Annotated in this window: 19 protein-coding genes; 14 read left to right on the top strand and 5 right to left on the bottom strand. The window is 69.7% G+C overall.

The window, feature by feature from the left end; all coding sequences use genetic code 11:
- Positions 1-6: 6 nt before the first annotated feature.
- On the bottom strand, positions 7-1,494 hold the full coding sequence (locus DBV10_RS16985) for a PLP-dependent aminotransferase family protein (protein ID WP_124514766.1): 1,488 nt from the start codon (positions 1,492-1,494) through the stop codon (positions 7-9).
- 142 nt (positions 1,495-1,636) lie between these two features.
- Here DBV10_RS16985 and DBV10_RS16980 point away from each other — a divergent pair, with 142 nt between their 5' ends.
- The 12 genes from DBV10_RS16980 to DBV10_RS16925 all read left to right on the top strand — a co-directional run bounded on the left by DBV10_RS16980 (position 1,637) and on the right by DBV10_RS16925 (position 12,440).
- Positions 1,637-2,251 carry a LysE family translocator gene (locus tag DBV10_RS16980; RefSeq protein ID WP_124514765.1) on the top strand — a complete coding sequence of 205 codons (615 nt, stop codon included), beginning with the start codon at positions 1,637-1,639 and terminating at the stop codon, positions 2,249-2,251.
- Entirely contained in the window at positions 2,248-3,168 is a 921-nt protein-coding gene (locus DBV10_RS16975) for a DMT family transporter (RefSeq protein ID WP_124514764.1), read from the top strand. Before DBV10_RS16980 ends, DBV10_RS16975 begins: the two co-directional genes overlap by 4 nt.
- On the top strand, positions 3,165-3,494 hold the full coding sequence (locus DBV10_RS16970) for a DHCW motif cupin fold protein (RefSeq protein ID WP_124514763.1): 330 nt from the start codon (positions 3,165-3,167) through the stop codon (positions 3,492-3,494). Before DBV10_RS16975 ends, DBV10_RS16970 begins: the two co-directional genes overlap by 4 nt.
- Before the next feature lie 252 nt (positions 3,495-3,746).
- Entirely contained in the window at positions 3,747-4,952 is a 1,206-nt protein-coding gene (locus DBV10_RS16965; protein WP_124514762.1) for a PLP-dependent aminotransferase family protein, read from the top strand.
- A gap of 6 nt (positions 4,953-4,958) precedes the next feature.
- Complete coding sequence (locus tag DBV10_RS16960; protein WP_124514761.1) at positions 4,959-5,585, top strand: glutathione S-transferase C-terminal domain-containing protein; 627 nt, start codon at positions 4,959-4,961, stop codon at positions 5,583-5,585.
- A 12-nt stretch (positions 5,586-5,597) separates the two neighbouring features.
- Positions 5,598-6,461 (top strand): PhzF family phenazine biosynthesis protein, encoded by an 864-nt coding sequence (locus tag DBV10_RS16955; protein WP_124514760.1) that lies wholly within the window; start codon positions 5,598-5,600, stop codon positions 6,459-6,461.
- Between the two features lie 168 nt (positions 6,462-6,629).
- The gene (locus DBV10_RS16950; RefSeq protein ID WP_124514759.1) at positions 6,630-7,505 is read left to right on the top strand and encodes a PhzF family phenazine biosynthesis protein; all 876 of its coding nucleotides are present in this window, start codon (positions 6,630-6,632) and stop codon (positions 7,503-7,505) included.
- On the top strand, positions 7,502-8,215 hold the full coding sequence (locus DBV10_RS16945) for a VOC family protein (RefSeq protein ID WP_199740136.1): 714 nt from the start codon (positions 7,502-7,504) through the stop codon (positions 8,213-8,215). The genes DBV10_RS16950 and DBV10_RS16945 overlap by 4 nt, the downstream gene beginning before the upstream one ends.
- Positions 8,216-8,221: 6 nt before the next feature.
- Positions 8,222-8,863 (top strand): LysE family translocator, encoded by a 642-nt coding sequence (locus tag DBV10_RS16940; protein WP_124514758.1) that lies wholly within the window; start codon positions 8,222-8,224, stop codon positions 8,861-8,863.
- Positions 8,860-9,846 carry a threonine dehydratase gene (locus tag DBV10_RS16935; RefSeq protein WP_124514757.1) on the top strand — a complete coding sequence of 329 codons (987 nt, stop codon included), beginning with the start codon at positions 8,860-8,862 and terminating at the stop codon, positions 9,844-9,846. Before DBV10_RS16940 ends, DBV10_RS16935 begins: the two co-directional genes overlap by 4 nt.
- A gap of 77 nt (positions 9,847-9,923) precedes the next feature.
- On the top strand, positions 9,924-11,666 hold the full coding sequence (locus DBV10_RS16930) for a hypothetical protein (RefSeq protein ID WP_124514756.1): 1,743 nt from the start codon (positions 9,924-9,926) through the stop codon (positions 11,664-11,666).
- 102 nt (positions 11,667-11,768) lie between these two features.
- Entirely contained in the window at positions 11,769-12,440 is a 672-nt protein-coding gene (locus DBV10_RS16925; protein WP_124514755.1) for a histidine phosphatase family protein, read from the top strand.
- 132 nt (positions 12,441-12,572) lie between these two features.
- On the opposite strand, the gene DBV10_RS16920 is transcribed toward DBV10_RS16925, so the two are convergent.
- From DBV10_RS16920 to DBV10_RS16905, 4 genes are all read right to left on the bottom strand, one after another.
- Positions 12,573-13,688 carry an agmatine/peptidylarginine deiminase gene (locus DBV10_RS16920; RefSeq protein WP_124514754.1) on the bottom strand — a complete coding sequence of 372 codons (1,116 nt, stop codon included), beginning with the start codon at positions 13,686-13,688 and terminating at the stop codon, positions 12,573-12,575.
- A 53-nt stretch (positions 13,689-13,741) separates the two neighbouring features.
- The gene (locus DBV10_RS16915; protein ID WP_370451190.1) at positions 13,742-14,782 is read right to left on the bottom strand and encodes an agmatine/peptidylarginine deiminase; all 1,041 of its coding nucleotides are present in this window, start codon (positions 14,780-14,782) and stop codon (positions 13,742-13,744) included.
- Between the two features lie 192 nt (positions 14,783-14,974).
- Positions 14,975-15,856: a LysR family transcriptional regulator gene (locus DBV10_RS16910; RefSeq protein WP_124514753.1), complete on the bottom strand. Its 882-nt coding sequence runs from the start codon at positions 15,854-15,856 to the stop codon at positions 14,975-14,977.
- Between the two features lie 14 nt (positions 15,857-15,870).
- Complete coding sequence (locus DBV10_RS16905; protein ID WP_124514752.1) at positions 15,871-16,737, bottom strand: creatininase family protein; 867 nt, start codon at positions 16,735-16,737, stop codon at positions 15,871-15,873.
- Positions 16,738-16,829: 92 nt separating this feature from the next.
- Between DBV10_RS16905 and DBV10_RS16900 the strand changes: the two genes are divergently transcribed.
- Both DBV10_RS16900 and DBV10_RS16895 read left to right on the top strand, forming a co-directional pair.
- Complete coding sequence (locus tag DBV10_RS16900) at positions 16,830-17,582, top strand: alanyl-tRNA editing protein (protein ID WP_124514751.1); 753 nt, start codon at positions 16,830-16,832, stop codon at positions 17,580-17,582.
- A 175-nt stretch (positions 17,583-17,757) separates the two neighbouring features.
- Positions 17,758-21,579 (top strand): DUF748 domain-containing protein, encoded by a 3,822-nt coding sequence (locus DBV10_RS16895; RefSeq protein WP_124514750.1) that lies wholly within the window; start codon positions 17,758-17,760, stop codon positions 21,577-21,579.
- Positions 21,580-21,608 lie beyond the last annotated feature (29 nt).

Genomic DNA, 21,608 nt, shown 5'->3' with positions numbered 1-21,608 from the left:
CCCTACTCACCGCCCCTGCTCCGCCCGCACGCGCTCGAAGATGCGCCAGAACGCCGCGTCCTGCGTGGTCGCAAAGTTGATGCGCATCAGCGTGCTGGGCTTGCGCTCGGCATGGAACAGCGCACCGGGCGCGAGCAAGTAGCCCTCGTCCAGCATGCGCTGCGACAGCGCATCGGTGTCCACCCCCGTCTCCACCCAGCCAAACAGGCCCACGGGCTCGGCGGCAAACGTGCAACCCGCGCCCAGCGCCAGCTTGACGCTGCGCGCGCGCGCCGCATCCAGCCGGGTGCGGATGCGCTCGGCGTGGCGGCGCAGCTGGCCCTGCTCGATGCACAGCGCCAGGGCCTTTTCCAGCAGCGCGGGGGTGGTGAGCGTGGCCAGCAGCTTGGTGTCGAGCAATTGCTCCACCAGCGTGGGCGGTGCGGCCAGGTAGCCGATGCGCCAGTTGGGCGCGAGGATCTTGGCAAAACCGCTCACGTAGATGGTGCGCTGCAGGCCATCGAGCGCCGTGAGGCGCGTGGCGTGCTCGGGCGCGATGTGGCTGTAGGTGTCGTCCTCCACCACATGGAAGTTGTGCTGGTTGGCCAGCTGCAGGATGCGGTGCGCGCTGCCCGGTGTGAGGCAGTAGCCCGTGGGGTTGTGGAACACGCTCACGCTCACGTAGAGCTTGGGCTTGTGCACCTCGCAGTATTTGGCCATCACCTCCAGGTCGGGCCCGTCGGCGCGGCGCGGCACGGGCAGGATGTGCATGCCCAGGGCGGCCAGGCGCGCAAATTCCACCGCCCAGCCGGGCTCCTCCACCATCACCGGGTCGCCCGGGCGCAGCAGGGTGCGGCTCACGATGTCGAGCGCATGCGTGGCCCCCACGGTGGTGATGATGTGCTCGGGCGCGGTGTGCACATTGAGCGTGGCCAGCTTCTTGGCCAGCAGGCGGCGCAGGCCGGCGTCGCCCAGCGGCTCGCCGTACTGCAGCGAAAAATCCTGCAGGGCGCGCGAGCTGGTCACCTTGCGCACGGCCGCAGGCATGAAGGTGGACTCCAGCCAGTCCGGCGGAAACACGCCCATGCCGGGCTGCGGCTTGTCGCTGACCTTGTGGAACATGCCCCGGATCAGCGCCGTGGCATTGACGGGCGACACCCCGCGCGCACCCCGCCCGGCGGCGCGCGCAGCAAACCAGTGGGCCGTGCTCCAGTTGGCCGCAGCACTCTCCAGCGCCGGGTCCACAGGGAGGGCGCCCTCGTCTTCGGCCGCGCTGGCGGCACGGCCACTTTCGCGCACAAAAAAGCCCCGGTTCTTGCGCGCCTCCACCAGCCCCTGCGCCAGCAGCTGGTCATAGGCCGCCACCACGGTGGACGGGCTCACCCCGTTTTGCTGCGCGCACTGGCGCACCGACGGCAGGCGCGCGCCGGGCGCCAGCAGGCGGTTGCGGATGCGCTCGGAGATCCGGGCCGATAACTGCTCGGTGAGCGACTGGGTGGAGGATTTCATCAGCATGGCAAAGGCCCCGGGCGGTGTATTGTCTTCGCAACCAATACAGATTCAGCACTGCGCTGACTGACTGTACTGGTGATGTATTGGTTTGCAAGATTACATTGAACCCACGCAACCCACAAGTCCGCCCCGAACACTCCCCACCATGAGCGCCGCCGAACTCACCACCCTGCTGCTGTTTTGCACCGCCATGAGCTTTTCGCCGGGGCCCAACACCACCTTGTCCACCGCGCTGGCCGCCAACCTGGGCCTGCAGCGCGCCCTGCGCTTTTGCCTGGCCGTGCCGGCCGGCTGGACGCTGCTGATGCTGGGCAGCGGCCTGGGCCTGGGCGCCCTCATCACCGGCGTGCCCGCGCTGCGCTGGGCCGTCACACTGCTGGGCGTGGCCTACATGCTCTGGCTGGCGTTCAAGCTCAGCCGTGCGGGCCAGATGACAGCCATCGACACCTCGCGCCTGAACGTGACCTTCTGGCAGGGCGTGGGCCTGCAGTTCGTGAACATCAAGGCCTGGATGCTGGCGCTCACGCTCAGCGCCGGCTGGGTGGTCAATGCCGCCGGGCAGCCCGCCACCAACCCGGGCGAGCGCCTGGCCATCATCTGCGGCGTGATGGTGGTGTTTGCGTTCACCAGCAACTTTGTCTATGCCCTGGTCGGATCGCTGCTGCGCCAGTGGCTGGCCCAGGGCCAGCGCCTGCTGTGGTTCAACCGTGCCCTGGCGCTCGTGCTGGTGCTCACCGCCTATTGGATGCTCACGCTATGAACCGTGCCCAGGAAAAAGAAGCCCTGCTCTGGGGCCTGGTCGGCGTCACGCTGTTTGCCGCCACCCTGCCCATGACCAGGCTGGCGGTGGGCTCCACCGATGCGCCCCAGCTCTCGCCCTGGTTCGTCACTTTTGGCCGTGCCGCCGTGGCGGGGCTGCTGTCCATCGGCTACCTGCTGTGGCAGCACGCGCAGGGGCGGCTGAACCGGCCGGCCCGGGCCGAGTGGCCCCTGCTGGGCATCACGGCCTTTGGCGTGATCGTGGGGTTCCCGCTGTTCCTGGCGCTGGCGCTGCGCCATGTGCCCAGCACCCACGGCGCCGTGGTCACGGCCCTGCTGCCGCTGTCCACCGCCTTGCTCGGCGCGCTGTGGTATCGGCAGCGGCCCTCGGCCGGCTTCTGGGCCTGCGCGGTGCTGGGCAGCGGGCTGGTGCTGGGTTTCATGGTGTGGCGGGCAGGCGGCCTGTACCTGGGCGCGGCCAACATCTACCTGCTCATTGCCATGACCACGGGCGCCCTGGGCTACATCGGCGGGGCCCGCCTCACGCCCCGCCTGGGGGCCGAGCAGGTCATCTGCTGGGTGCTGGTGTGCAGCCTGCCGCTCACGCTGCCGGTGGCCTGGTGGTTTGCCCCGGCCGTGCCATCCCGCATCGCGGCCATGAGCTGGGCGGGCTTCCTGTACGTGGCGCTGTTCTCGATGTGGATCGGTTTCTTCGCGTGGTACCGCGCCCTGGCGCTGGGCGCCGTGCGGGTCAGCCAAATCCAGCTCATCCAGCCCTTCCTGAGCCTGCTGTTTGCCGTGCCGCTGCTGGGCGAGCACCTCGATGCCGTCACCCTGGTGTTCGCCGTTGCCGTGATTGCCACGGTGTTCATTGGCAAGAGAATGCCCGTCCACACCGCACAAAGGCCCGCCACATGAAGATGCACAACATTCCTTTTGCCACCACCGACTGGGCCGCCGTGCCACGCGAAGAAAAATCCGCCCAGGCCGGCCAGGCGTTCTGGCGCACCCAGCAGTTTGGCGATGTGCGCGTGCGCATGGTCGAGTACACGCCGGGCTACGTGTCAGACCACTGGTGCGTCAAAGGCCATGTGCTGCTGTGCCTGAGCGGCGCGCTGCACACCGAGCTGGCCGACGGCCGCCAGTTCACCCTGACAGCGGGCATGAGTTACCAGGTGGCGGACAATGCAGAACCCCATCGGTCCACATCGCCACAGGGCGCCACCCTGTTCATCGTGGACTAAGAAGGTGTGAACGAACCCGCCATGACCGCTCGTCCCGCTAAAACGCACCCCCTCGGCGTTGCCAATACTCGCCATGGCCCGAGCTATGGCTGCGCTTTGCGCCTTGATGGGGCACGTTTTAGCGGCTCGCTCGGCCACGCCGGACTCATTCACACCTTCTGCCGCAGCGCCCACCAGGGCTGCTGCACACCCATTTTTTGACGACAACTTTGCAACCGTAGCGGCCCAGGCGGCCGCCCGCAGGAGACGAGAGTGAAACTGAACGACCTTCCATCCACCAGCAGCTGGACCCTGGCCCGCCGTGCCGAGCGCATGAACCCCTCGGTCATCCGCGAAATCCTCAAGGTCACCGAGAAGCCCGGCATCATCAGCCTGGCGGGTGGCCTGCCCTCGCCCAAGACCTTCCCGGTGTCGGCCTTTGCCGCCGCCTCGGCCGCCGTGCTGGCCAACGACGGCACCGGCGCACTGCAATACGCAGCGAGCGAAGGCTACGGCCCGCTGCGCCAGGCGATTGCCGACTTTTTGCCCTGGGACGTGGACGCCGACCAGATCCTGATCACCACCGGCTCGCAGCAGGCGCTGGACCTGATCGCCAAGGTGCTGATCGACGAAAACAGCCGCGTGCTGGTCGAAACCCCCACCTACCTGGGCGCGCTGCAGGCCTTCACGCCCATGGAGCCCAGCGTGGTGGCCGTGGCCAGCGACGACGAAGGTGTGCTCATTGACGACCTGAAAGCCAAGGTGGGCACCGGTGCCGACAAGGCGCGCTTCCTGTACGTGCTGCCCAACTTCCAGAACCCCACGGGCCGCACCATGAGCGAAGCCCGCCGCGCCGCGCTGGTGAAGGCCGCTGCCGAGCTGAACCTGCCCCTGGTGGAAGACAACCCCTACGGCGACCTGTGGTTCGACAACCCGCCGCCCAAGCCGCTCACGGCCCGCAACCCTGACGGCTGCATCTACATGGGCTCGTTCTCCAAGGTGCTGGCCCCCGGCCTGCGCCTGGGCTTTGTGGTGGCCCCCAAGGCCGTGTACCCCAAGCTGCTGCAGGCCAAGCAGGCCGCCGACCTGCACACCCCCGGCTACAACCAGCGCCTGGTGGCCGAGGTGATGAAGGACGGCTTCCTGGACCGCCATGTGCCCACCATCCGCGCGCTGTACAAAGAGCAGTGCGAGGCCATGCTGGCCGCGTTGACGAAGGAAATGCAGGGCCTGGACGTGCACTGGAACCGCCCCGACGGCGGCATGTTCCTGTGGGTGCGCCTGCCCGAAGGCATGAGCGCCATCGAGCTGCTGCCCCAGGCCGTGGAGCGCAACGTGGCGTTTGTGCCCGGCGCGGCCTTCTATGCCGACAACGCCGACCCGCGCACGCTGCGCCTGTCGTTCGTGACCTCGACGGTTGAGCAGATCGCCACCGGCATCGCGGCGCTGGCCGCCGCCATCCGCAGCCACAAGGGCTGATCCGGCATGCTGAGGCTCTGGGGCCGCCTGTCGTCCATCAACGTGCGCAAGGTCGTGTGGGCCGCGCAGGAGCTGGGCATCACGCTGCAGCGCACCGACGCGGGCGGCAAGTTCGGCATCGTGCGCGAGGCCCGCTACCTGGGCCTCAACCCCAATGGCCTGGTGCCGCTGATCGAGGATGAGGACACGGGCGTGGCGCTGTGGGAGTCCAACCCCATCGTGCGCTACCTGTGCGCCCGGCATGCGCCGGGCGGCCTGTACCCCGAAGACCTGCCCACGCGCTTTGCCGCCGAGCAGTGGATGGACTGGCAGCAGACCACGCTCAACCCCGCCGGGCGCGATGCCTTCCTGCAGTGGATCCGCACGCCCGCCGCGCAGCGCAATGACGCACTCATCGCCGCCTCGGTCGCCCTGACCGAGCCGCTGATGGCGATGCTGGACGCCCACCTGGCGCGCCAGCCCTTCATGGCGGGCGAGCGCTTCACCATGGCCGACATCCCCGTGGGCTGCGAAATCCACCGCTGGTGGGGCCTGCCGCAAGACCGCGCCGCACGTCCCCACCTGGAGCGGTGGTACAACCTGGTCAGCACCCGCCCCGGCGCACGCGGGGTACTGGACCAACCCCTCTCCTGACCGCATACCGCCATGCACCAGCGCCCCTTCAAGCAGATCGACGTCTTCAGCGACCGCCCCGGCTACGGCAACCCCGTGGCCGTGGTGCTGGATGCCGAAGGCCTGAGCGACAGCGACATGCGCCGCTTTGCCGCCTGGACCAACCTGTCGGAAACCACCTTTTTGCAGCCCCCCACCGAGGCCGGGCGCGCGGCCGGGGCCGACTACCGCCTGCGCATCTTCAGCCCCAACGGCGAGCTGCCCTTTGCGGGTCACCCCACGCTGGGTACTTGCCACGCCTGGCTCCAGACCGGCAACGCGCCACGCCAGAGTGGCATGGTGATCCAGGAATGCGCGCTGGGCATGGTGCGCATCGCGCAGGCAGATGGCACCCTGGCGTTTGCCGCGCCGCCGCTCAAGCGCAGCGCACCCAGCCCGGCCCTGGTGCCGCTGATCGCCAGCGCCCTGGGCCTGCGCCCGCAGCAGATTCTGGGCGCACAGCTGCTCGACAACGGCCCCGTGTGGCTGGGCCTGCTGCTGGACAGCGCCGACACCGTGCTGGGCCTGCACCCCGACCACGCGCGCCTCAAGGACCTGGGCCAGGACGTGGGCGTGATCCACGTCAGCCCCACGGCCAGCAACACCCGCCAGCCGGGCGCCGTGGTGCGGGCCTTTGCCGCGCCCATGGGCAACCCCGAAGACCCGGTGACCGGCACCCTCAATGCCGGCCTGGCCGAGTGGCTGATTGCCGACGGCCTGGCCCCCCGCAGCTACCTGGTGGCCCAGGGCGAATGCCTGGGCCGCGCGGGCCGCGTGCACATCCGCCAGGACGACAGCCACCAGCTGTGGGTGGGTGGCCGCGCCGTCACCTGCATCGAAGGCACGGTGCTGCTATGAGCCCGCGCCGCCCCGCACCACGCCCCAGCGGCTGATTTTTCTCCTCGGCCTCGCCAGAGCGCCGGGCCACAACAACCCCTTGGCACACCGGGCCACACCCCGGTGAGCCCCCGGCGTGCCCGGCCGCCGCCTTCACCACATTGTTTGACCCCCAGGACTGTGACCACCATGCACCAACGCCCCTTCCAGCAAGTCGATGTTTTCACCGCCACCCCCTACCGCGGCAACCCGCTCGCCGTGGTGCTGGACGGCTCCGGCCTGTCCACCGAGGCCATGCAGGCGTACACCAACTGGACCAACCTGTCCGAGGCCACCTTCCTGCTCCCGCCCACCGCCGAAGGCCGCGCCGCCGGGGCCGACTACCGCGTGCGCATCTTCTGCCCCGGGCGCGAGCTGCCCTTCGCGGGCCACCCCACGCTGGGCAGCTGCCATGCGTGGCTGAAGGCCGGCGGCCAACCGCAGGTGGCGGGCCAGGTGGTGCAGGAATGCGGCGTGGGCCTGGTCACGCTGCGCCAGGACGGCGATCGCCTGGCCTTCGCCGCGCCGCCCCTGATAAAAAACGGCCCACTGGCCGAAGACGATGTAGCGCTGATCGCACGCGGCCTGGGCGTGGCGCGCTCCGACATCCTGCACCACGCCTGGTGCGACAACGGCCCCAACTGGCGCGGCGTGATGCTGGCGAGCAGCGCACAGGTGCTGGCCCTGAAGCCCGACGCCAGCCTCCTCGGCCAACTCGATGTGGGCGTGGTCGGACCGCGCGGCAAGGTCGGCGTGATCGGCAGCACCGATGCCGACGGCATCGCCTTTGAAGTGCGCGCCTTCTTCCCCGGCAACAACGGCCTGGCCGAAGACCCCGTGACCGGCAGCCTGAACGCCGCGCTGGCGCAATGGCTCATCGGCGCAGGCCTCGCCCCCGCGCAGTACGTGGCCAGCCAGGGCACCTGCCTGGGCCGCGCCGGGCGCGTGTTTGTGGAGCAGGACGGCGGCACGATCTGGGTCGGCGGCAGCAGCGTGACCTGCATGGCCGGCGAGGTGCTGCTGTGACGCGCATCGCCAACGCCCCCTGCGTGGACCACCTCGTCGTGCTCGCGGCCGACCTGGCCAGCGGCGTGGCCTGGTGTGAGCGCACGCTGGGGGTCACGCCCACGGCGGGTGGCGAGCACCCGCTGATGGGCACGCACAACCGCATCTTCAACGTCTCCAGCCCGGCGCATCCTCGCGCTTACCTGGAGATCATTGCTATCAACCCAGGAGCATCCAAGGCAATATCCACTAGCGCAAGGCGCTGGTTTGACATGGATGACGCCAATTTGCAGGGCCATGTGGCGCAACACGGCCCCCAGCTCATTCACTGGGTGGCCAGCGTGCCCGACGTGGCTGCCGCGTGCACCGCGTTGTCAGCGCTGGACATTGATCGCGGCGCCGTCGTCACCGCCAGCCGCCCCACGCCCCATGGCGTGCTGCAATGGCAGATCACCGTGCGGGACGACGGCCTGCGCCTGATGGACGGCTGCCTGCCCACCCTTATCCAGTGGGGCCCGGCGCACCCCTGCGACAGCCTGCCTGCCAGCGGCGTGCAACTGGAGCAGCTTGCACTGCAGCACCCGCAAGCCGCCACATTGCAGGCCGCGTGCACCGCCGTGGGCGTGGCCGCTTCCGTCCTCGCCACGCCGGGCACCGCACCGCGCCTCTCCGCCCAGCTCCGCACGCCACGGGGCCCCGTCACCCTCACCTCAGTCACCTCTCAGGAGTAAACCGCCATGCTGTTTTCGTTGCAGGAACTGCTGCTCTTCGCACTCGCCGCCCTGGTGCTGGTGCTCACGCCGGGCCCCAACATGGTGTATTGCGTCTCGCGCAGCCTCACCCAGGGGCCGCGTGCCGGGCTCATTTCGCTGGCCGGCGTGGTGCTGGGCTTTGGCGTGCACCTGCTGGCGGCGGCGCTGGGCCTCACCGCCTTGCTCGCCGCCGTGCCGCTGGCGTTCGATGCCATCCGCTACGCCGGCGCCGCCTACCTGCTGTGGATGGCCTGGCAGGCCGTCAGGCCTGGTGGCGCGGCGCCGTTCGAGGCACGCAACCTGCCGCACGACCGCCCGCGCACGCTGTTCCTCATGGGCTTCATGACCAACCTGCTCAACCCCAAGGTGGCCATGTTCTACCTGTCGTTCTTCCCGCAGTTCCTGCACCCCGAGCGCGGCCAGCTGCTGCTGCAAAGCCTGACGCTGGGCGGCGTGCAGATCGCCACCAGCGCGGCCGTGAATGCGCTGCTCATCCTGTTCGCCGCCCGCGTGGCGCTGTTCCTCAACCGCAATGCCGCATGGATGCGCGCCCAGCGCTACTTCATGGGCACCGTGCTCGGTCTGCTCGCCCTCAAACTGTTGACTGAAAAGAAAGCCGCCGCATGAACACCCGCCTCGACCCCGCCACCCTGCTGCCCACCCTGGGCGACATCGAAGCCGCCGCCCAGGTGGTGTACCGCGACTTTGCCGCCACGCCCCAGTACCGCTGGGCGCTGCTCAGCGAACGCCTGGGCACCGACTGCTGGCTCAAGCACGAGAACCACACGCCCGTGGGCGCGTTCAAGATCCGGGGCGGCCTGACCTACTTTGACCAACTGGCCCAGCGCGGCGCGCTGCCCGCCGAGGTGATCAGCGCCACACGCGGCAACCACGGCCAGAGCATGGGCTGGGCCGCGCGCCGCCACGGCGTGGCCTGCACCATCGTCGTGCCGCGTGGCAACTCGGTCGAAAAGAACGCCGCCATGCGCGCCCTGGGCGTCACGCTCATCGAGCATGGCGACGACTTCCAGGAAGCCCGCGAGCACGCTATTCAACTGGCGGCCCAGCGCGGCGCCCACATGGTGCCCAGCTTTCACCCCGACCTGCTGCGGGGCGTGAGCACCTACTGGTGGGAATTTTTGCGCGCCGTGCCGCAGCTGGACGTGGTGTACGTGCCCATCGGCCAGGGCTCGGGCGCGTGCTCGGCCATCGCCGCCAAGCGGGCGCTGCAGCACCCCGTGCGCGTGGTCGGTGTGGTCAGCCGCCACGCCACCACCTATGCCGATTCGCTGGCAGCAGGACGCGTCGTGGAGGCACCGGTGACCACCCAGCTCGCCGACGGCATGGCCTGCCGCGTGGCCGACCCCGAGGCCCTGGCCGTGATGGCGCCACACATCGACCACATCGTGCAGGTGAGCGACGCCGAAGTGGCCGCCGCCATGCGCGCGCTGTTCACCGACACGCACAACGTGGCCGAGGGCGCGGGCGCCGCCGCTCTGGCGGCCGCCCTGCAGGAGCGCGATGCCCTGAAGGGCCAGAACGTGGGCCTGGCGTTGACGGGCGGCAACGTCGATGCGCCCATGTTTGCAAACACCCTCGCCAAGCACTGACAGTCTGCTGGACAATGCCCCTCGCACGGCCGCCGCCACGGCGGCCGTGACATAACAAATCCGTTGAGGGAGTGTCCATGGCAAGCCAAGCACCGTCCGGCTACCGCTGGGGCCTGCGCGCGGTCATCGCGTTGCAGTGCCTGCTGATTCTCGCGTTCGTCTACCGGGGCGTGTCCGCCCCCGGCCCCTTCGGACCCCGGCTGCCCGCCGTGCAGGGCGAGACACTGTGGCTCGAAAGCCACGGCGCGCTCCACCAGTTCGATGCCGCGGGCCGGCGGCTGCAGCAGATCCCCCTGGCCGCACTGAAACTGTCCGACAGCCCGACCAGCCTGCAGTTCACGCAGGAGCATGTGGCCTGGGTGCATGACGACAGCCGCGTGCACCGGTGCGACCTGCGGCAACGCCTGTGCCTGCCCGTGGAGCTGGCCGAGCTGGACAGCCGCCGGGGCTACCGCTGGGTGCGGGTGAGTGACGACGAATCGGAAATCATCGTCTCCGACGCCTCCCACCACCGGGTGCTGGTGTACCGGCGCGATGCGATCACGGACCGCTACGCCCTCGCGCGCACCGAGGCCGAGGGCATGCGCTTTCCCAACCAGACCCTGCAGGTCAAAGACGCGATGTGGGTGGCCAACACCAACCGCCACGAAATCCTGCAGCTGCGCGCCGGCCCGGACGGCAAGACGGTGCGGCAGCAGCACCCCATCGCCCACCCCGACCTGCGGCCCGGGCGCGCGTTCCCATTTGCCATGGCGCAGGACCCGCGCGGGCAGCTGTGGGTGCTGGTGGCCGGCACCAGCATGCAGAACGCCGACCTGCTGCTCATGAGCCCGCAGCTCCAGCCCGACCGCGTGATTCCGCTCGCCGCCAAGCAGGACCCGAACGCCATCGCCCTGTTCCAGCAGCACATGCTGCTCACCGACATGACCCACTTCCTGGTGCGCCGGCTGGACCTGTACGGCCGCGTGCTCGGGCCGTTTGGCGATGCCGGCTTCCAGGCCGAGCTGGAGGCGGCGCGCAACCAGGCCCAGTGGGCGGGCCGCTTGCCCACGCTGCTGCTGTCCGGCATGGGCCTGCTGATGCTGGTGGGCGTGTGGCTGGCCTGGAAGGCGGGCGAATTGCGGCAGCTGCGCGGCACGGCGTGGCGCAACGACCCCGCCGAAACCATTCTGGAGGATGGCGACCCGGCCCCCGCCCCGACCACAACCACACCCCCGTCGCCCACCGCCGAGCGCGGCCGCGTGACGATGGTGAAGGCGCTGCCCGGCAGCACCCGCACGCGCCGCCGCATGCTGCTGGTCACCGAGGCCATAGCGCTGGTGGCCGTGGGGGTCATGCTGTACTGGATATGGCCTCAGTTCTACCAACAGGACTGCGCGCCAGGCAAAGCGTGCCCCGCATGGTTGCCCTACGCTCTTTCCGCGCTGGCCCTGCTGCCGCTGGCCATGTCCGTGGCCGCACGGCGCAGGCTGAAGGCACTGGAGGGCATCCGCATTGGCACCGACGGCGAACAGGTGCAGGCCCGGGTGGGCAAGAAACACTACCAGGCCCCGGCCCACCAGGTCACCTGCACGCGCCAGCAGCTGCTGATCGGCCTGGGCGCCGTGCCGCTGCGCCTGAACGGCGAGGCCCTGTTCGACGAAGAAGCGCTGCGCCGCGACATCATCCGCCGCCTGCCCCAGATGCACATGCATGACAGCGCCTGGGACCAGGGCTGGCTGGGCCACTACTGGAAACGCGGCGGCTGGCAAGGGCGCGCCATCGTGATCGGCCTGGGCGCCCTGTGCGGGCTGTCGGTGTGGCTGATGCTGCTGCGTTAGCGGGCATTCCACTGCTGCAGTGCAGCATCAAAACTCCCGAATTGATAGCACCGGTCGCAAGTGCGACAAGCGCCACGCGCGGGGGTCATCACAATCCGCCGCATGGGAACCCTCTACCTCGTGCGCCATGGCCAGGCCTCGTTTGGCGCAGAAAACTACGACCAGCTCAGCCCCACCGGCCACCAGCAGGCGGTGCGGCTGGGCCAGTTCTGGCGCGAGCGCGGCCAGTGCTTTGACGCCGTGATCACCGGCACGCTGCAGCGCCATGTGCAGACGCTGGACGGCATTGTGGAAGGCCTGGGCGCCGCCCCCGAGGCACTGCGCCTGCCCGGCCTCAACGAGTACGACAGCCACGCGCTCATCGCCGCCATCCACCCCCAACCGCTGGGCAAGGCCGACACGCCCGAGCTGTACCGCCAGCATTTCCGCATCCTGTGCGACGCGCTGGCGCAGTGGATGGCCGGGGTCATCAGCCCCCAGGGCATGCCCAGCTGGAACGAATTTGCGGCCGGCGTGCGCGCCGCGCTCGACCATGTGCGCCACCACCATGCGGGCCAGAATGTGCTGCTGGTGAGCAGCGGCGGCCCCATCTCCGCCGCCGTGGGCGAGGTGCTGGGCACCGCGCCCGAGGTGACGATTGCGCTGAACATGCGCATCCGCAACAGCGCGGTGACCGAGTTCTCGGTCTCGCCCAAGCGGCTGATGCTGCAGACCTTCAACACCTTGCCGCACCTGAACGATGCGGAGCATGCAGGGTGGATAACGCATGCGTGAGCGAAACATCAAGCCTTCTTGGCACCTAGCGCCCGCTGGATAAGCGCAAACAGCTATCCAATTGATAGCATATTCACTGTGATGCCCCGGCACGTACCGAGGCCCGGCCCTTGGGAGCCCCCAACGTGAGCCTCAGCGCGGCTCCTGCTGCGTGGTGCAGTGGATGCCCCCGCCGCCTGCGGCTATGGCGTCGATGTCGAGCTGCACCACCTCGCGCTGCGGGAACAGCTCGCGCAGCAGCGCGCGGGCATTGCCGTCGGCGCGCGCATCGCCAAACTGCGGCGCGATGACGGCACCATTGCACACGTAGAAATTGACGTAGCCCGCCGCAAATTCGTCCGACTCGAAGCGCCTGCGCACCCGGCTGGGCGCCTTGAGCACCTCCACGCGCAGCGCCTGGCCGCGCGCGTCGGTGGCCTTGCGCAGGATCTCCAGGTGGCGGCGCGTCACGGCGCTGTCGTACGAGTCCGGGTCTTCGTCCAGCCCCGCCACCACCACGCCGGGCGCGGCGAAGCGCGCGTAGAAGTCGGTGTGCCCGTCGGTGATGTCGCGGCCCGCGATGCCCGGCAGCCAGATGATCTTGCGCAGGCCCAGCAGCCGCGACAGCTCGGCCTCGCAGGCGGCCTTGCTGAGGCCGGGGTTGCGGTTGGCGTTGAGCACGCAGCTCTCGGCGATGATGGCCGTGCCCTGCCCGTCCACCTCGATGCCGCCGCCCTCCAGCACCAGCCGGGTGCGCAGCCGCCGCGCCTCTGCGGCCTCGGTCACATACGCGGCCACCCCGGCATCGCGCGCATGGGCCTGCTTGCCGCCCCAGCCGTTGAAGTTGAAGTCGATGCCGCCCCACTGGCCCGCCGCGTTGCGCACAAACACCGGGCCGGTGTCGCGCATCCAGAGGTCGTCCACCGGCTGCACCTCCAGCTGCACGCGGCTGCCACACAGGCGGCTGGCCAGGTCGTATTCGTCCTCGCGCACCAGCATGTGCACGGGCTCGAACGCGGCAATGCTGCGCGCGATGCCGGCCAGTTGCTCGCGCACCGGTGCCAGCAGGCGCCGGCCCCAGACCTTTTCGCTGGCGCCGAAGGACATCCAGGTGGCCTGGTGCGGGTCGCCCTCGTCGGGCATGCGCCAGGTGTCCTGCGCCCCGGCGGGGGTTGCATCCGCCACGGACGCAGACGCGGCCCAGCCCCAGGGCGCCAGGCCCAGGCTCAGGCCGCCCAGCAGGTGGCGGCGGGTGGGGGAAAAAAGCATAGGGGTCACGCTCCTCATGAAGATCCGGGCAGGTCCGGGGAAATCCGCACGGATCAGGCGGGCTCTTGCTGGGTGGTGCAGTGGATGCCGCCCCCGCCCGCCGCGATGGCGTCGATGTTGAGCTGCACGATCTGGTGCTGGGGCAGCTCGGCCGCCAGCGCGGCGCGGGCGGCCTGGTCGGCCACGGCATCGCCAAACTGGGGCAGGAACAGCGCCTTGTCCGTGAGCAGGAAATTCACGTAGCCCGCCGCAAACTCCTTGCCAGCATACGCCGGGCGCACCTGGTTCGGTGTTTCCAGGGCCACGATCCGCAGGGCCCGCCCGCGCGCGTCGGTGGCCTGGCGCAGCAGCTCCAGGTGGCGCCGGGTCACTGCATGGTCAAAGGAACGGCTGTCGTTGTCCAGCGCCGCAGCCACCACGCCCGGCTTGAGAAAGCGCGCATAGAAATCGGTGTGGCCGTCGGTGATGTCGCGGCCGACAATGCCCGGCAGCCAGACGATCTTCTGCAGACCAAGCAGGCGCTTGAGTTCGTCCTCGGCCGCTGCCTTGCTCACGCCGGGGTTGCGATTCTCGTTGAGCACGCAGCTCTCGGTGATGAGGGCGGTGCCCTGCCCATCGACCTCGATGCCGCCGCCTTCCAGCACCAGGCGGCTGCGCAGCAGGGGCACGCCCGCCAGTTCGGCCATGCGGGCGGCCACCGTGGCGTCGCGGGCATGGGGCTGCTTGTTGCCCCAGCCGTTGAAGTTGAAGCCCACGGCGGCCCGCTCGCCCCGGGCGTTGCGCACAAAGACGCAGCCCGTGTCCCGCATCCAGAGGTCGTCGATGGCGTGCTCGATCAGCTGCACATTGGAGCCGCACAGCTGCCGGGCCGTGGCCGCGTCGGCCGGGTTCACCAGCATCTTGACCGGGGTGTAGACGCTGATGGCATTGGCAATGCGCGCCAGCGCCTGGTGCACCGGCGTGCGCAGCTCGCCCGACCAGATGAACTCGCGGGCCGCAAACGCCATCCAGATGGCGCGCTGGGCGCTGCCTTCGTCCGGCATCTGCCAGGAAGTGCCGGGCGCAGGCGGCGGGGCAGGCGTGGGCAGGGGCACGGAAGGGTCCGAAGGGTCATCGCCGCCGCCACAGCCGCTCAAAAGTCCATTGAAAAGTCCCAGGCCACCCAGGCCGAGGAGAGTGCGTCGAGTTGTCATGCAAACCAGGGTTACGAAACAAAGAAACCCGATTTTGCGGAGCGCCAACCATCCACACAACTGATGTTTTTTAACGAAATTGATCCATGCAGCTCATGTATTAGCAAAATCAGCGGACGCACGGCCCCCCTGGGCAAACTGCAGCAGGCTGTCGAACACCTCGCGCACCAGGGGCAGGCGCGGCGCGCCTTCGGTGCATGAGATCCACACGGTGCCCAGCGGCAGGGCTGGGTACTGCGCCAGAGGCACGAGCTGCCCCCTGCGCAACGCCTCGTCGGCCAGCAGCCGCGACACCAGCGCCACGCCCCGGCCGCGCAGCGCCGCGTCCAGCACGAGGCGCGGGTCGTCGTAGATGGCGGTCTTGCGCAGGTGGCCCCAGTGCGCGCGGATGAAGGGGCCGATCCGGTCGCTGGTGAGGTCTTCCTCCAGGCACAGCAGGCCGGCGCCGTCGGCCAGCCCCGGTGCGGCCACGGCCACCAGCGCGTCGGTGAGCAGCGGCATGTCCAGCACGCCGCTTTGGCGCAACGGCTCGCGGGTGATCGCGATGTCCACGTCCAGCTCGTCGATGAAACGGGCGCTTTCGTCGACGGAGATGATCGGGCACAGCGCGGGGTGCGCCTGCAGCAGCAGGTCCAGGCGCGGCTGCAGCCAGCCGCTGGCAATCGGCGCGGGGCAGACCAGCGTGACAAGGCCTTCGTCCAGGTAGGTGTCGATGCGGCTGAGCCCGTTGCGGATCTGCTCCAGCGACTTGCCCACGCTGTCCTGCAGCAGGCTGCCCGCCACGGTCAGCTCCACGCCCCGCCCCTTGCGCCGGAACAGCGGCTGGCCGATCTGCTGCTCCAGCTGTGCAATCTGGTGGCTGACGGCGGACTGCGAGACGCACAGCTCCTCGGCCGCGCGCGAGTAGCTGCCCAGCCGCGCCGCCGCCTCGAAACCGATCAGGAACTTGAAGGAAGGCAGCTTGGTGTTGGACATGGGGCGCACGCGGGCTAGAGCGGCCCCACGCCATCCACCAGGGTCGACAGCGGCAGCGCCTGCAGCTCCTGCAGCAGCGCCACCAATTGCCCCGCCGCTGCCTGCACCACCGCCTGCCCCTTGCCGGCTGTGGCGGCGGCGGCATCGCCCACCGCGCCTGCCGGGTGGTAGTCCTGCATCTGCCAGCCCAGCTTGGCGGTTTTGCCGTTGCCCAGGATGGCGTAACGCTCCGACCGGTCCTGCGAGGTGGAGCGGAAGTTTTGCGCATGCGCCATGTGCACCGTGCCGGGCGCCAGGTGCAGCATCATCGAGGTCTCGATCTCGCCCGCGTGGATGCCAAAGCGGTGCTCCTGCGCGCTGAACTGCCCGGCTACCGCATCGGGCAGCGGCAGGCTGAACCAGCTGGCGCTGTAGACGATGAGGTTGCAGCGCGTGCGCAGCTCGCGCGCCACGATGTCCATCACGCTCACCTGGCCGCCATGGCCGTTGAACAGCAGCAGCTTTTTGACGCCCGCGCGGGCCACGCATTCGCCGATCTCGGTCCACAGCGCGATCACCGTGGCGGGCGAGAGCGTGAGCGTGCCGGGAAAGCGGATGTGCTCCGGGCTCAGGCCCACGTTCTGCGGGGGCAAAAACAGCACCGGCAGGCCGGCGGGCAGCAGGGGCAGCGCGGCGTCGATCACGCCCTGCAGCAGCGTGGCATCCACCGACAGTGGCAGGTGCGGGCCATGCTGCTCGACGGCCGCCACGGGCAGCACGGCCACCACCTGGTCGGCCTGGCCCGCGCTGTGCAGCGCGGCAAAGTCGCGGGTGGACAGGTCGGCCCAGAAGCGCGAGGGCAACACGGGCAAAGCGGAGGGGGGCACGGCGGCAGCGGTCATGGCGTGATGGTAGTCGCAGCGGCGACGGAGCGCGCCCATGCGCCCACGCGCTGACCGAAGCGCCGCGGCGCCCGGCCCGCTACCATCGCCGCATGACCCACGACCTCTTCCGCCAAGACGCCTACCTGCGCGAATGCAGCGCCCACATCACCGCCGTGACCGACGCCGGCATCGTGCTGGACCGCACGGTGTTCTACCCCCTGGGCGGCGGCCAGGCGGGCGACAGCGGCGTGCTGGTGCTGGAGGGCGGCACCGCGATCACCGTCGCCGACACGCGCAAGGGCAAGGATGCCGACGGCAACCCCACCAGCGCCATCGTGCATGTCCCCGCCCCCGGACAGGAAGACCGCGTGGCGCAGCTTACGGCGGGCACCGCCGTCACCGCCCGCATCGACTGGGAACGCCGCCACCGCATGATGCGCCTGCACACCACCTCGCACCTGCTGTGCCATGTGGTGCCGCAGCTGGTCAACGGCTGCTCCATCACACCCGACTATGCGCGGCTCGATTTTGCGATGACCGACCCGCTGGACAAGGAGCAGCTCACCGCTGCCATCGCTACCCTGGCGGCCGCCGCGCACCCGCTCACGGTGGCCTCGATTAGCGACGAGGAACTGGACGCCAACCCCGCCCTCGTCAAGAGCATGAGCGTGCAGCCCCCCCGCGGCACGGGCCGCATCCGCACCATCCGCATCGGGGGCGAGGGGGATGCCCCGCTGGTCGACCTGCAGCCCTGCGGCGGCACGCATGTGGCCAACACATCGGAAATCGGGGACATTGTGGTGACGAAAATCGAGAAGAAGAGCGCCACCACCCGCCGGGTGGTGCTGGGCTTTGCCCTGTAAGCAAAGCAACAGGCGTCTGCCCTCACTGTCAACAATCGTGAACCGCCATCCCCCGCCTGTTGCAATGGCTTACCCCGGCTGACGCACAAGGCGGACAATAGGCGGCTCGCGCGCGCGGCCTCTCTGGTGTTTCGCCAGCCCCCCAGGACCGCGGCGCCCACCTTTGCCTGCCGCCATGCCGATCTCCCTGCGCTCCGTCTCCTTTGCCTCCTTGCGCCAGCACCGCTGGTTTCGCCCTGCTGTCCGCGCCCTGGCGGGCCTGATCGGGCTGTGGCTGCTCACCTGGCTGGCCGTCCCGCCGCTGCTCAAAGGCCCGCTGGAGCGCATCGCCTCCGAACAACTGGGCCGCCCGGTGACGGTGGGAGGCATTGACTTCCAGCCCTGGAGCCTGGAATTCGCACTGCGTGACGTGGCCGTGGCGGGCGCCAACGGTGCGCCCCCGCAGCTGACCATTGGCCGGATCTATGCCGATGGCGAGCTGCAGTCGCTGCTGCGCCTGGCGCCCGTGGTGGACGCGTTCACCATCGAGAACCCCGTGCTGCGCATCACGCACCAGGGTGATGGCCGCTACGACGTGGACGACATCATTGCCAAGGTCACGGCGCCCACGGGCGAACCCGACACCGGCCCCGCGCGCCTGGCGCTGTACAACCTGGCGCTCACGGGCGGCAGCATCGACTTCATCGACAACACCGTGGGTGCCACCCACACGGTGCGCGACCTGACCCTCAAGGTGCCCTTCATCAGCACCCTGCCCTCGCAGCGCGAGGTCAAGGTGGAGCCCCACCTGGCGTTCGCGCTGGATGGCAGCCGGTTCGACTCGTCCGCCCAGGGCACCCCGTTTGCGCAAACCGGCCAGGCCGACGCGCAGATCCGCCTGGACGGGCTGAACCTGGCGCCCTACCTGGGCTATCTGCCAGCCAACCTGCCCGTCAAGGTGCAGGGCGCAACGCTGGATGCGGACGTGAAAGTGGCCTTTGAACAGCACCCGCGCATGGCCGTGAAGCTGACCGGCACCGTGCAGGCCAGCGGCGTGCGCATCGCAGACCGCCAAGGTGCCGACCTGCTGAGCTACGAGCGCCTGAAGATCGACATGGCCGATGTGCGCCCGCTGGAGCAGGTGGTGCGCCTGCAGCATGTGGAGCTGACCGCGCCCGTGGTCACCGCCACGCGCGATGCGGCAGGGCAGATCAACCTGGCGCAACTGGCACCGCCAGCGCAGCCTTCAACGCCCGCCAAGGGCAAAGCCACTGCGCCTGCAGCGCCCGCATCTGTTGCTGAACCTGCTTCGTCGCCTGTGGTTGGCGCCAGCACAGCCTCCGCCCCAGCGTCCTCCGCCTCCACGGGCAAAGCCAAAGCCAAGGCAGCCGCCCCCGCCTGGACGTTCGAAGTGGCCACCGCCGCCGTGCGCGGCGGCACCCTGCGCTGGGCCGACGCCACCACGCGCCCCGCAGCCGCCCTGCAGGCCACCGAGCTCACGCTGGACGCCGCCGACCTCGCCCTGCCTTTCGCTCAAGAGAACGCCAAGCCCGTCACCTTCAAAGGCGGGCTCCAACTGCAGGGCAGCACACTCAGCTTCACCGGCGAAGCCACCGACCAGAAGGCCCAGGTCAACACCACCCTGAACGCGCTGGCACTGCAGCTGGCCGCCCCCTACCTGGCCCAGGCGTTGGAGCCCACGGTGACCGGCCAGCTCAGCGGCGATGTGGGTGTGCTGTGGCAAGCCCCCACAGCAGCAGCCGCGCAGGCCGGCGCCACCGGCGTCACGCTCACGGCCGGCCCTCTGGCGCTGGAGCAACTGGCCGTCAAGCAGGGCAAGACCCTGCTCGCCAGCCTGGGCAAGCTCGAACTGGCCGGGGTGCAGGTGCCCCTGGATGCGCGCACCGCCACCCTGGAGCGCCTGGCCCTCAGCCAGCCCCAGGCCACGGTGGAGCGCGGCGCCGATGGGCGCTGGATGTTCGAGCGCTGGCTCAAAACCCCGCCCGCCACCGACGCCCCCTCCGCCGCCTCCACGGCCAGCAGCCCCCCGCCCTGGAAGCTGCGCGTGGCCGATTTCTCGCTGCAGGGCGGCACCGTTGCGTTCGCCGACAACGCCCAGCCGCGCCCCGTGTCGCTGGAAGTGAGCGCGCTGGGCATCACCGCGCGCAACCTGGCCAGCGACGGCAGCAAGCCCGAGGCCTTCACGCTCACGGCCCGTGCGGCCGCGCCGGGCAAGGGCAACGCCAAGGCCGCGCCCGGCAAGATCGACTACCAGGGCACGCTGGCCCTGCAACCCCTGGCCACCCAGGGCAAGCTCGAGGCCACGCGCCTGCCCCTGCATGCGCTGGACGGCTACCTGGCCAGCCAGCTGTCGGTGGAGCTGCTGCGCGCCGACGTGGGCTACCGGGGCCAGGTGGCCGTGGCGCAGTCGGACAAGGGAGTCAGCCTGCGCCTGGCGGGTGATGCGGTGGTCGAAGACCTCAAGGCCAACAGCACGGCGGCCTTCACCCCCAAGACCGAAGCCCAGGTGGGCGAGGAACTGTTGGCCTGGAAGAGCCTGAACCTGCGCGGCCTGGCCGTGGCCACGGCCCCCGGCACCGCACCGCGTGTGGAGGTCAAGGAGACCAGCCTGGTGGACTTCTTTGCGCGCATCACCGTGAACGAGGCCGGCCGCATCAACCTGAGCGACATCGCCAAGACGCCCGAAGAGGCCCGCGCCGCCAACGCGGCCAGCGCCACGGCCAACACCGCATCCGCGGCCGCCCCCCCGCAGGCGGCAGCCGCCGCGCCTGCGGCGTCTGCCCCCGCTCCAGCCGCCGTGGCCCAGGCCAACCCGCTGGCGCCGGTGGTGCAGTTCGGCCCCGTGAGCCTGGTCAACGGCAAGGTGCTGTTCTCCGACTTTTTCATCAAGCCCAACTACTCGGCCGACCTGTCCGAGCTGACCGGCAAATTGAGCGCGTTCTCGTCCGAAGCCCCCGGGGGCGAGCCCGTGCTGGCCGACCTGGAACTGCGCGGCCGCGCCGAGGGCTCGGCCTCGCTGGAGATCATCGGCAAGCTCAACCCCCTGGCCCAGCCGCTGGCGCTCGACATCGCCGGCAAGGTGCGCGACCTGGAGCTGCCCCCGCTCACGCCCTACTCGGTGAAGTACGCGGGCCATGGCATCGAGCGCGGCAAGCTCAGCGTGGACGTGAACTACAAGGTGCTGCCCAATGGCCAGCTCACGGCCAGCAACCGGCTGGTGCTGCACCAGCTGACCTTTGGCGAGGCCGTGGAGGGCGCGCCCAACAGCCTGCCCGTGAAACTGGCCGTGGCCCTGCTGGCCGACCGCCAGGGCGTGATCGACCTGGACCTGCCCATCAGCGGCTCGCTGAACGACCCGCAGTTCCGCGTCGGCCCCGTGATCTTCAAGATCATCGTCAACCTCATCGGCAAGGCGCTGACCGCCCCGTTCAGCCTGCTGGCGAGCGCCTTCGGCGGTGGCGACGAAATGAGCCAAGTGCCCTTCGCCCCCGGCAGCGCCACCCTCACGCCCGAGGCGCAGCAGAACCTGGGCAAGGTGGTCAAGGCCCTGGCCGACCGCCCCAGCCTCAAGATCACCGTGACCGGCACGGCCAGCCTGCAGGACGAGCGCGAAGGCATGCAGCGCGAAAGCCTGCAGCAGCGGGTGCTGGCCGAAAAGCGCCGCGCCAACCCGGCAGACACCGCCCCGGTTTCGGCCGCCGAATACCCCGCCCTGCTCAAGGAGGTGTATCGCCGCGCCGACATGCCCAAGCCGCGCAACCTGGTCGGCCTGGCCAAGGAGCTCACCGTGCCCGAGATGGAAGCCCTGCTGCTGGCCCACCAGAGCGCGACCGAGGCCACGGCCACCGAGCTGGCCACCCAGCGCGGCCAGGCCATCCGCGCCTACCTGGTGGCGCAGAACCTGCCCGCCGAACGGCTCTTCGTGGCGGCGCCCAAGGCGGGCAAGCAGCCTGACAAGTGGACGCCCCGGGCGGAATTGAGCCTGAACACCCAGTAGCCGGGCAACAACCGCCCCGTGATGCCCAT

It is taken from the genome of Acidovorax sp. FJL06 (genome assembly GCF_003852545.1).
Classification (GTDB): domain Bacteria; phylum Pseudomonadota; class Gammaproteobacteria; order Burkholderiales; family Burkholderiaceae_C; genus Acidovorax.
The sequence above is the reverse complement of the archived record's forward strand: the minus strand, read 5'-3'. Positions and strand labels throughout refer to the sequence as shown.

Bases quoted from the DNA above. Each gene is read 5' to 3' on its own strand.
- DBV10_RS16920 (WP_124514754.1), bottom strand. From the start codon at position 13,688: ATGCTTTTTTCCCCCACCCGCCGCCACCTGCTGGGCGGCCTGAGCCTG.
- DBV10_RS16900 (WP_124514751.1), top strand. From the start codon at position 16,830: ATGACCCACGACCTCTTCCGCCAAGACGCCTACCTGCGCGAATGCAGC.
- DBV10_RS16960 (WP_124514761.1), top strand. From the start codon at position 4,959: ATGCTGAGGCTCTGGGGCCGCCTGTCGTCCATCAACGTGCGCAAGGTC.
- DBV10_RS16975 (WP_124514764.1), top strand. From the start codon at position 2,248: ATGAACCGTGCCCAGGAAAAAGAAGCCCTGCTCTGGGGCCTGGTCGGC.
- DBV10_RS16910 (WP_124514753.1), bottom strand. From the start codon at position 15,856: ATGTCCAACACCAAGCTGCCTTCCTTCAAGTTCCTGATCGGTTTCGAG.
- DBV10_RS16940 (WP_124514758.1), top strand. From the start codon at position 8,222: ATGCTGTTTTCGTTGCAGGAACTGCTGCTCTTCGCACTCGCCGCCCTG.
- DBV10_RS16925 (WP_124514755.1), top strand. From the start codon at position 11,769: ATGGGAACCCTCTACCTCGTGCGCCATGGCCAGGCCTCGTTTGGCGCA.
- DBV10_RS16930 (WP_124514756.1), top strand. From the start codon at position 9,924: ATGGCAAGCCAAGCACCGTCCGGCTACCGCTGGGGCCTGCGCGCGGTC.
- DBV10_RS16970 (WP_124514763.1), top strand. From the start codon at position 3,165: ATGAAGATGCACAACATTCCTTTTGCCACCACCGACTGGGCCGCCGTG.
- DBV10_RS16985 (WP_124514766.1), bottom strand. From the start codon at position 1,494: ATGCTGATGAAATCCTCCACCCAGTCGCTCACCGAGCAGTTATCGGCC.
- DBV10_RS16955 (WP_124514760.1), top strand. From the start codon at position 5,598: ATGCACCAGCGCCCCTTCAAGCAGATCGACGTCTTCAGCGACCGCCCC.
- DBV10_RS16905 (WP_124514752.1), bottom strand. From the start codon at position 16,737: ATGACCGCTGCCGCCGTGCCCCCCTCCGCTTTGCCCGTGTTGCCCTCG.
- DBV10_RS16980 (WP_124514765.1), top strand. From the start codon at position 1,637: ATGAGCGCCGCCGAACTCACCACCCTGCTGCTGTTTTGCACCGCCATG.
- DBV10_RS16895 (WP_124514750.1), top strand. From the start codon at position 17,758: ATGCCGATCTCCCTGCGCTCCGTCTCCTTTGCCTCCTTGCGCCAGCAC.
- DBV10_RS16950 (WP_124514759.1), top strand. From the start codon at position 6,630: ATGCACCAACGCCCCTTCCAGCAAGTCGATGTTTTCACCGCCACCCCC.
- DBV10_RS16935 (WP_124514757.1), top strand. From the start codon at position 8,860: ATGAACACCCGCCTCGACCCCGCCACCCTGCTGCCCACCCTGGGCGAC.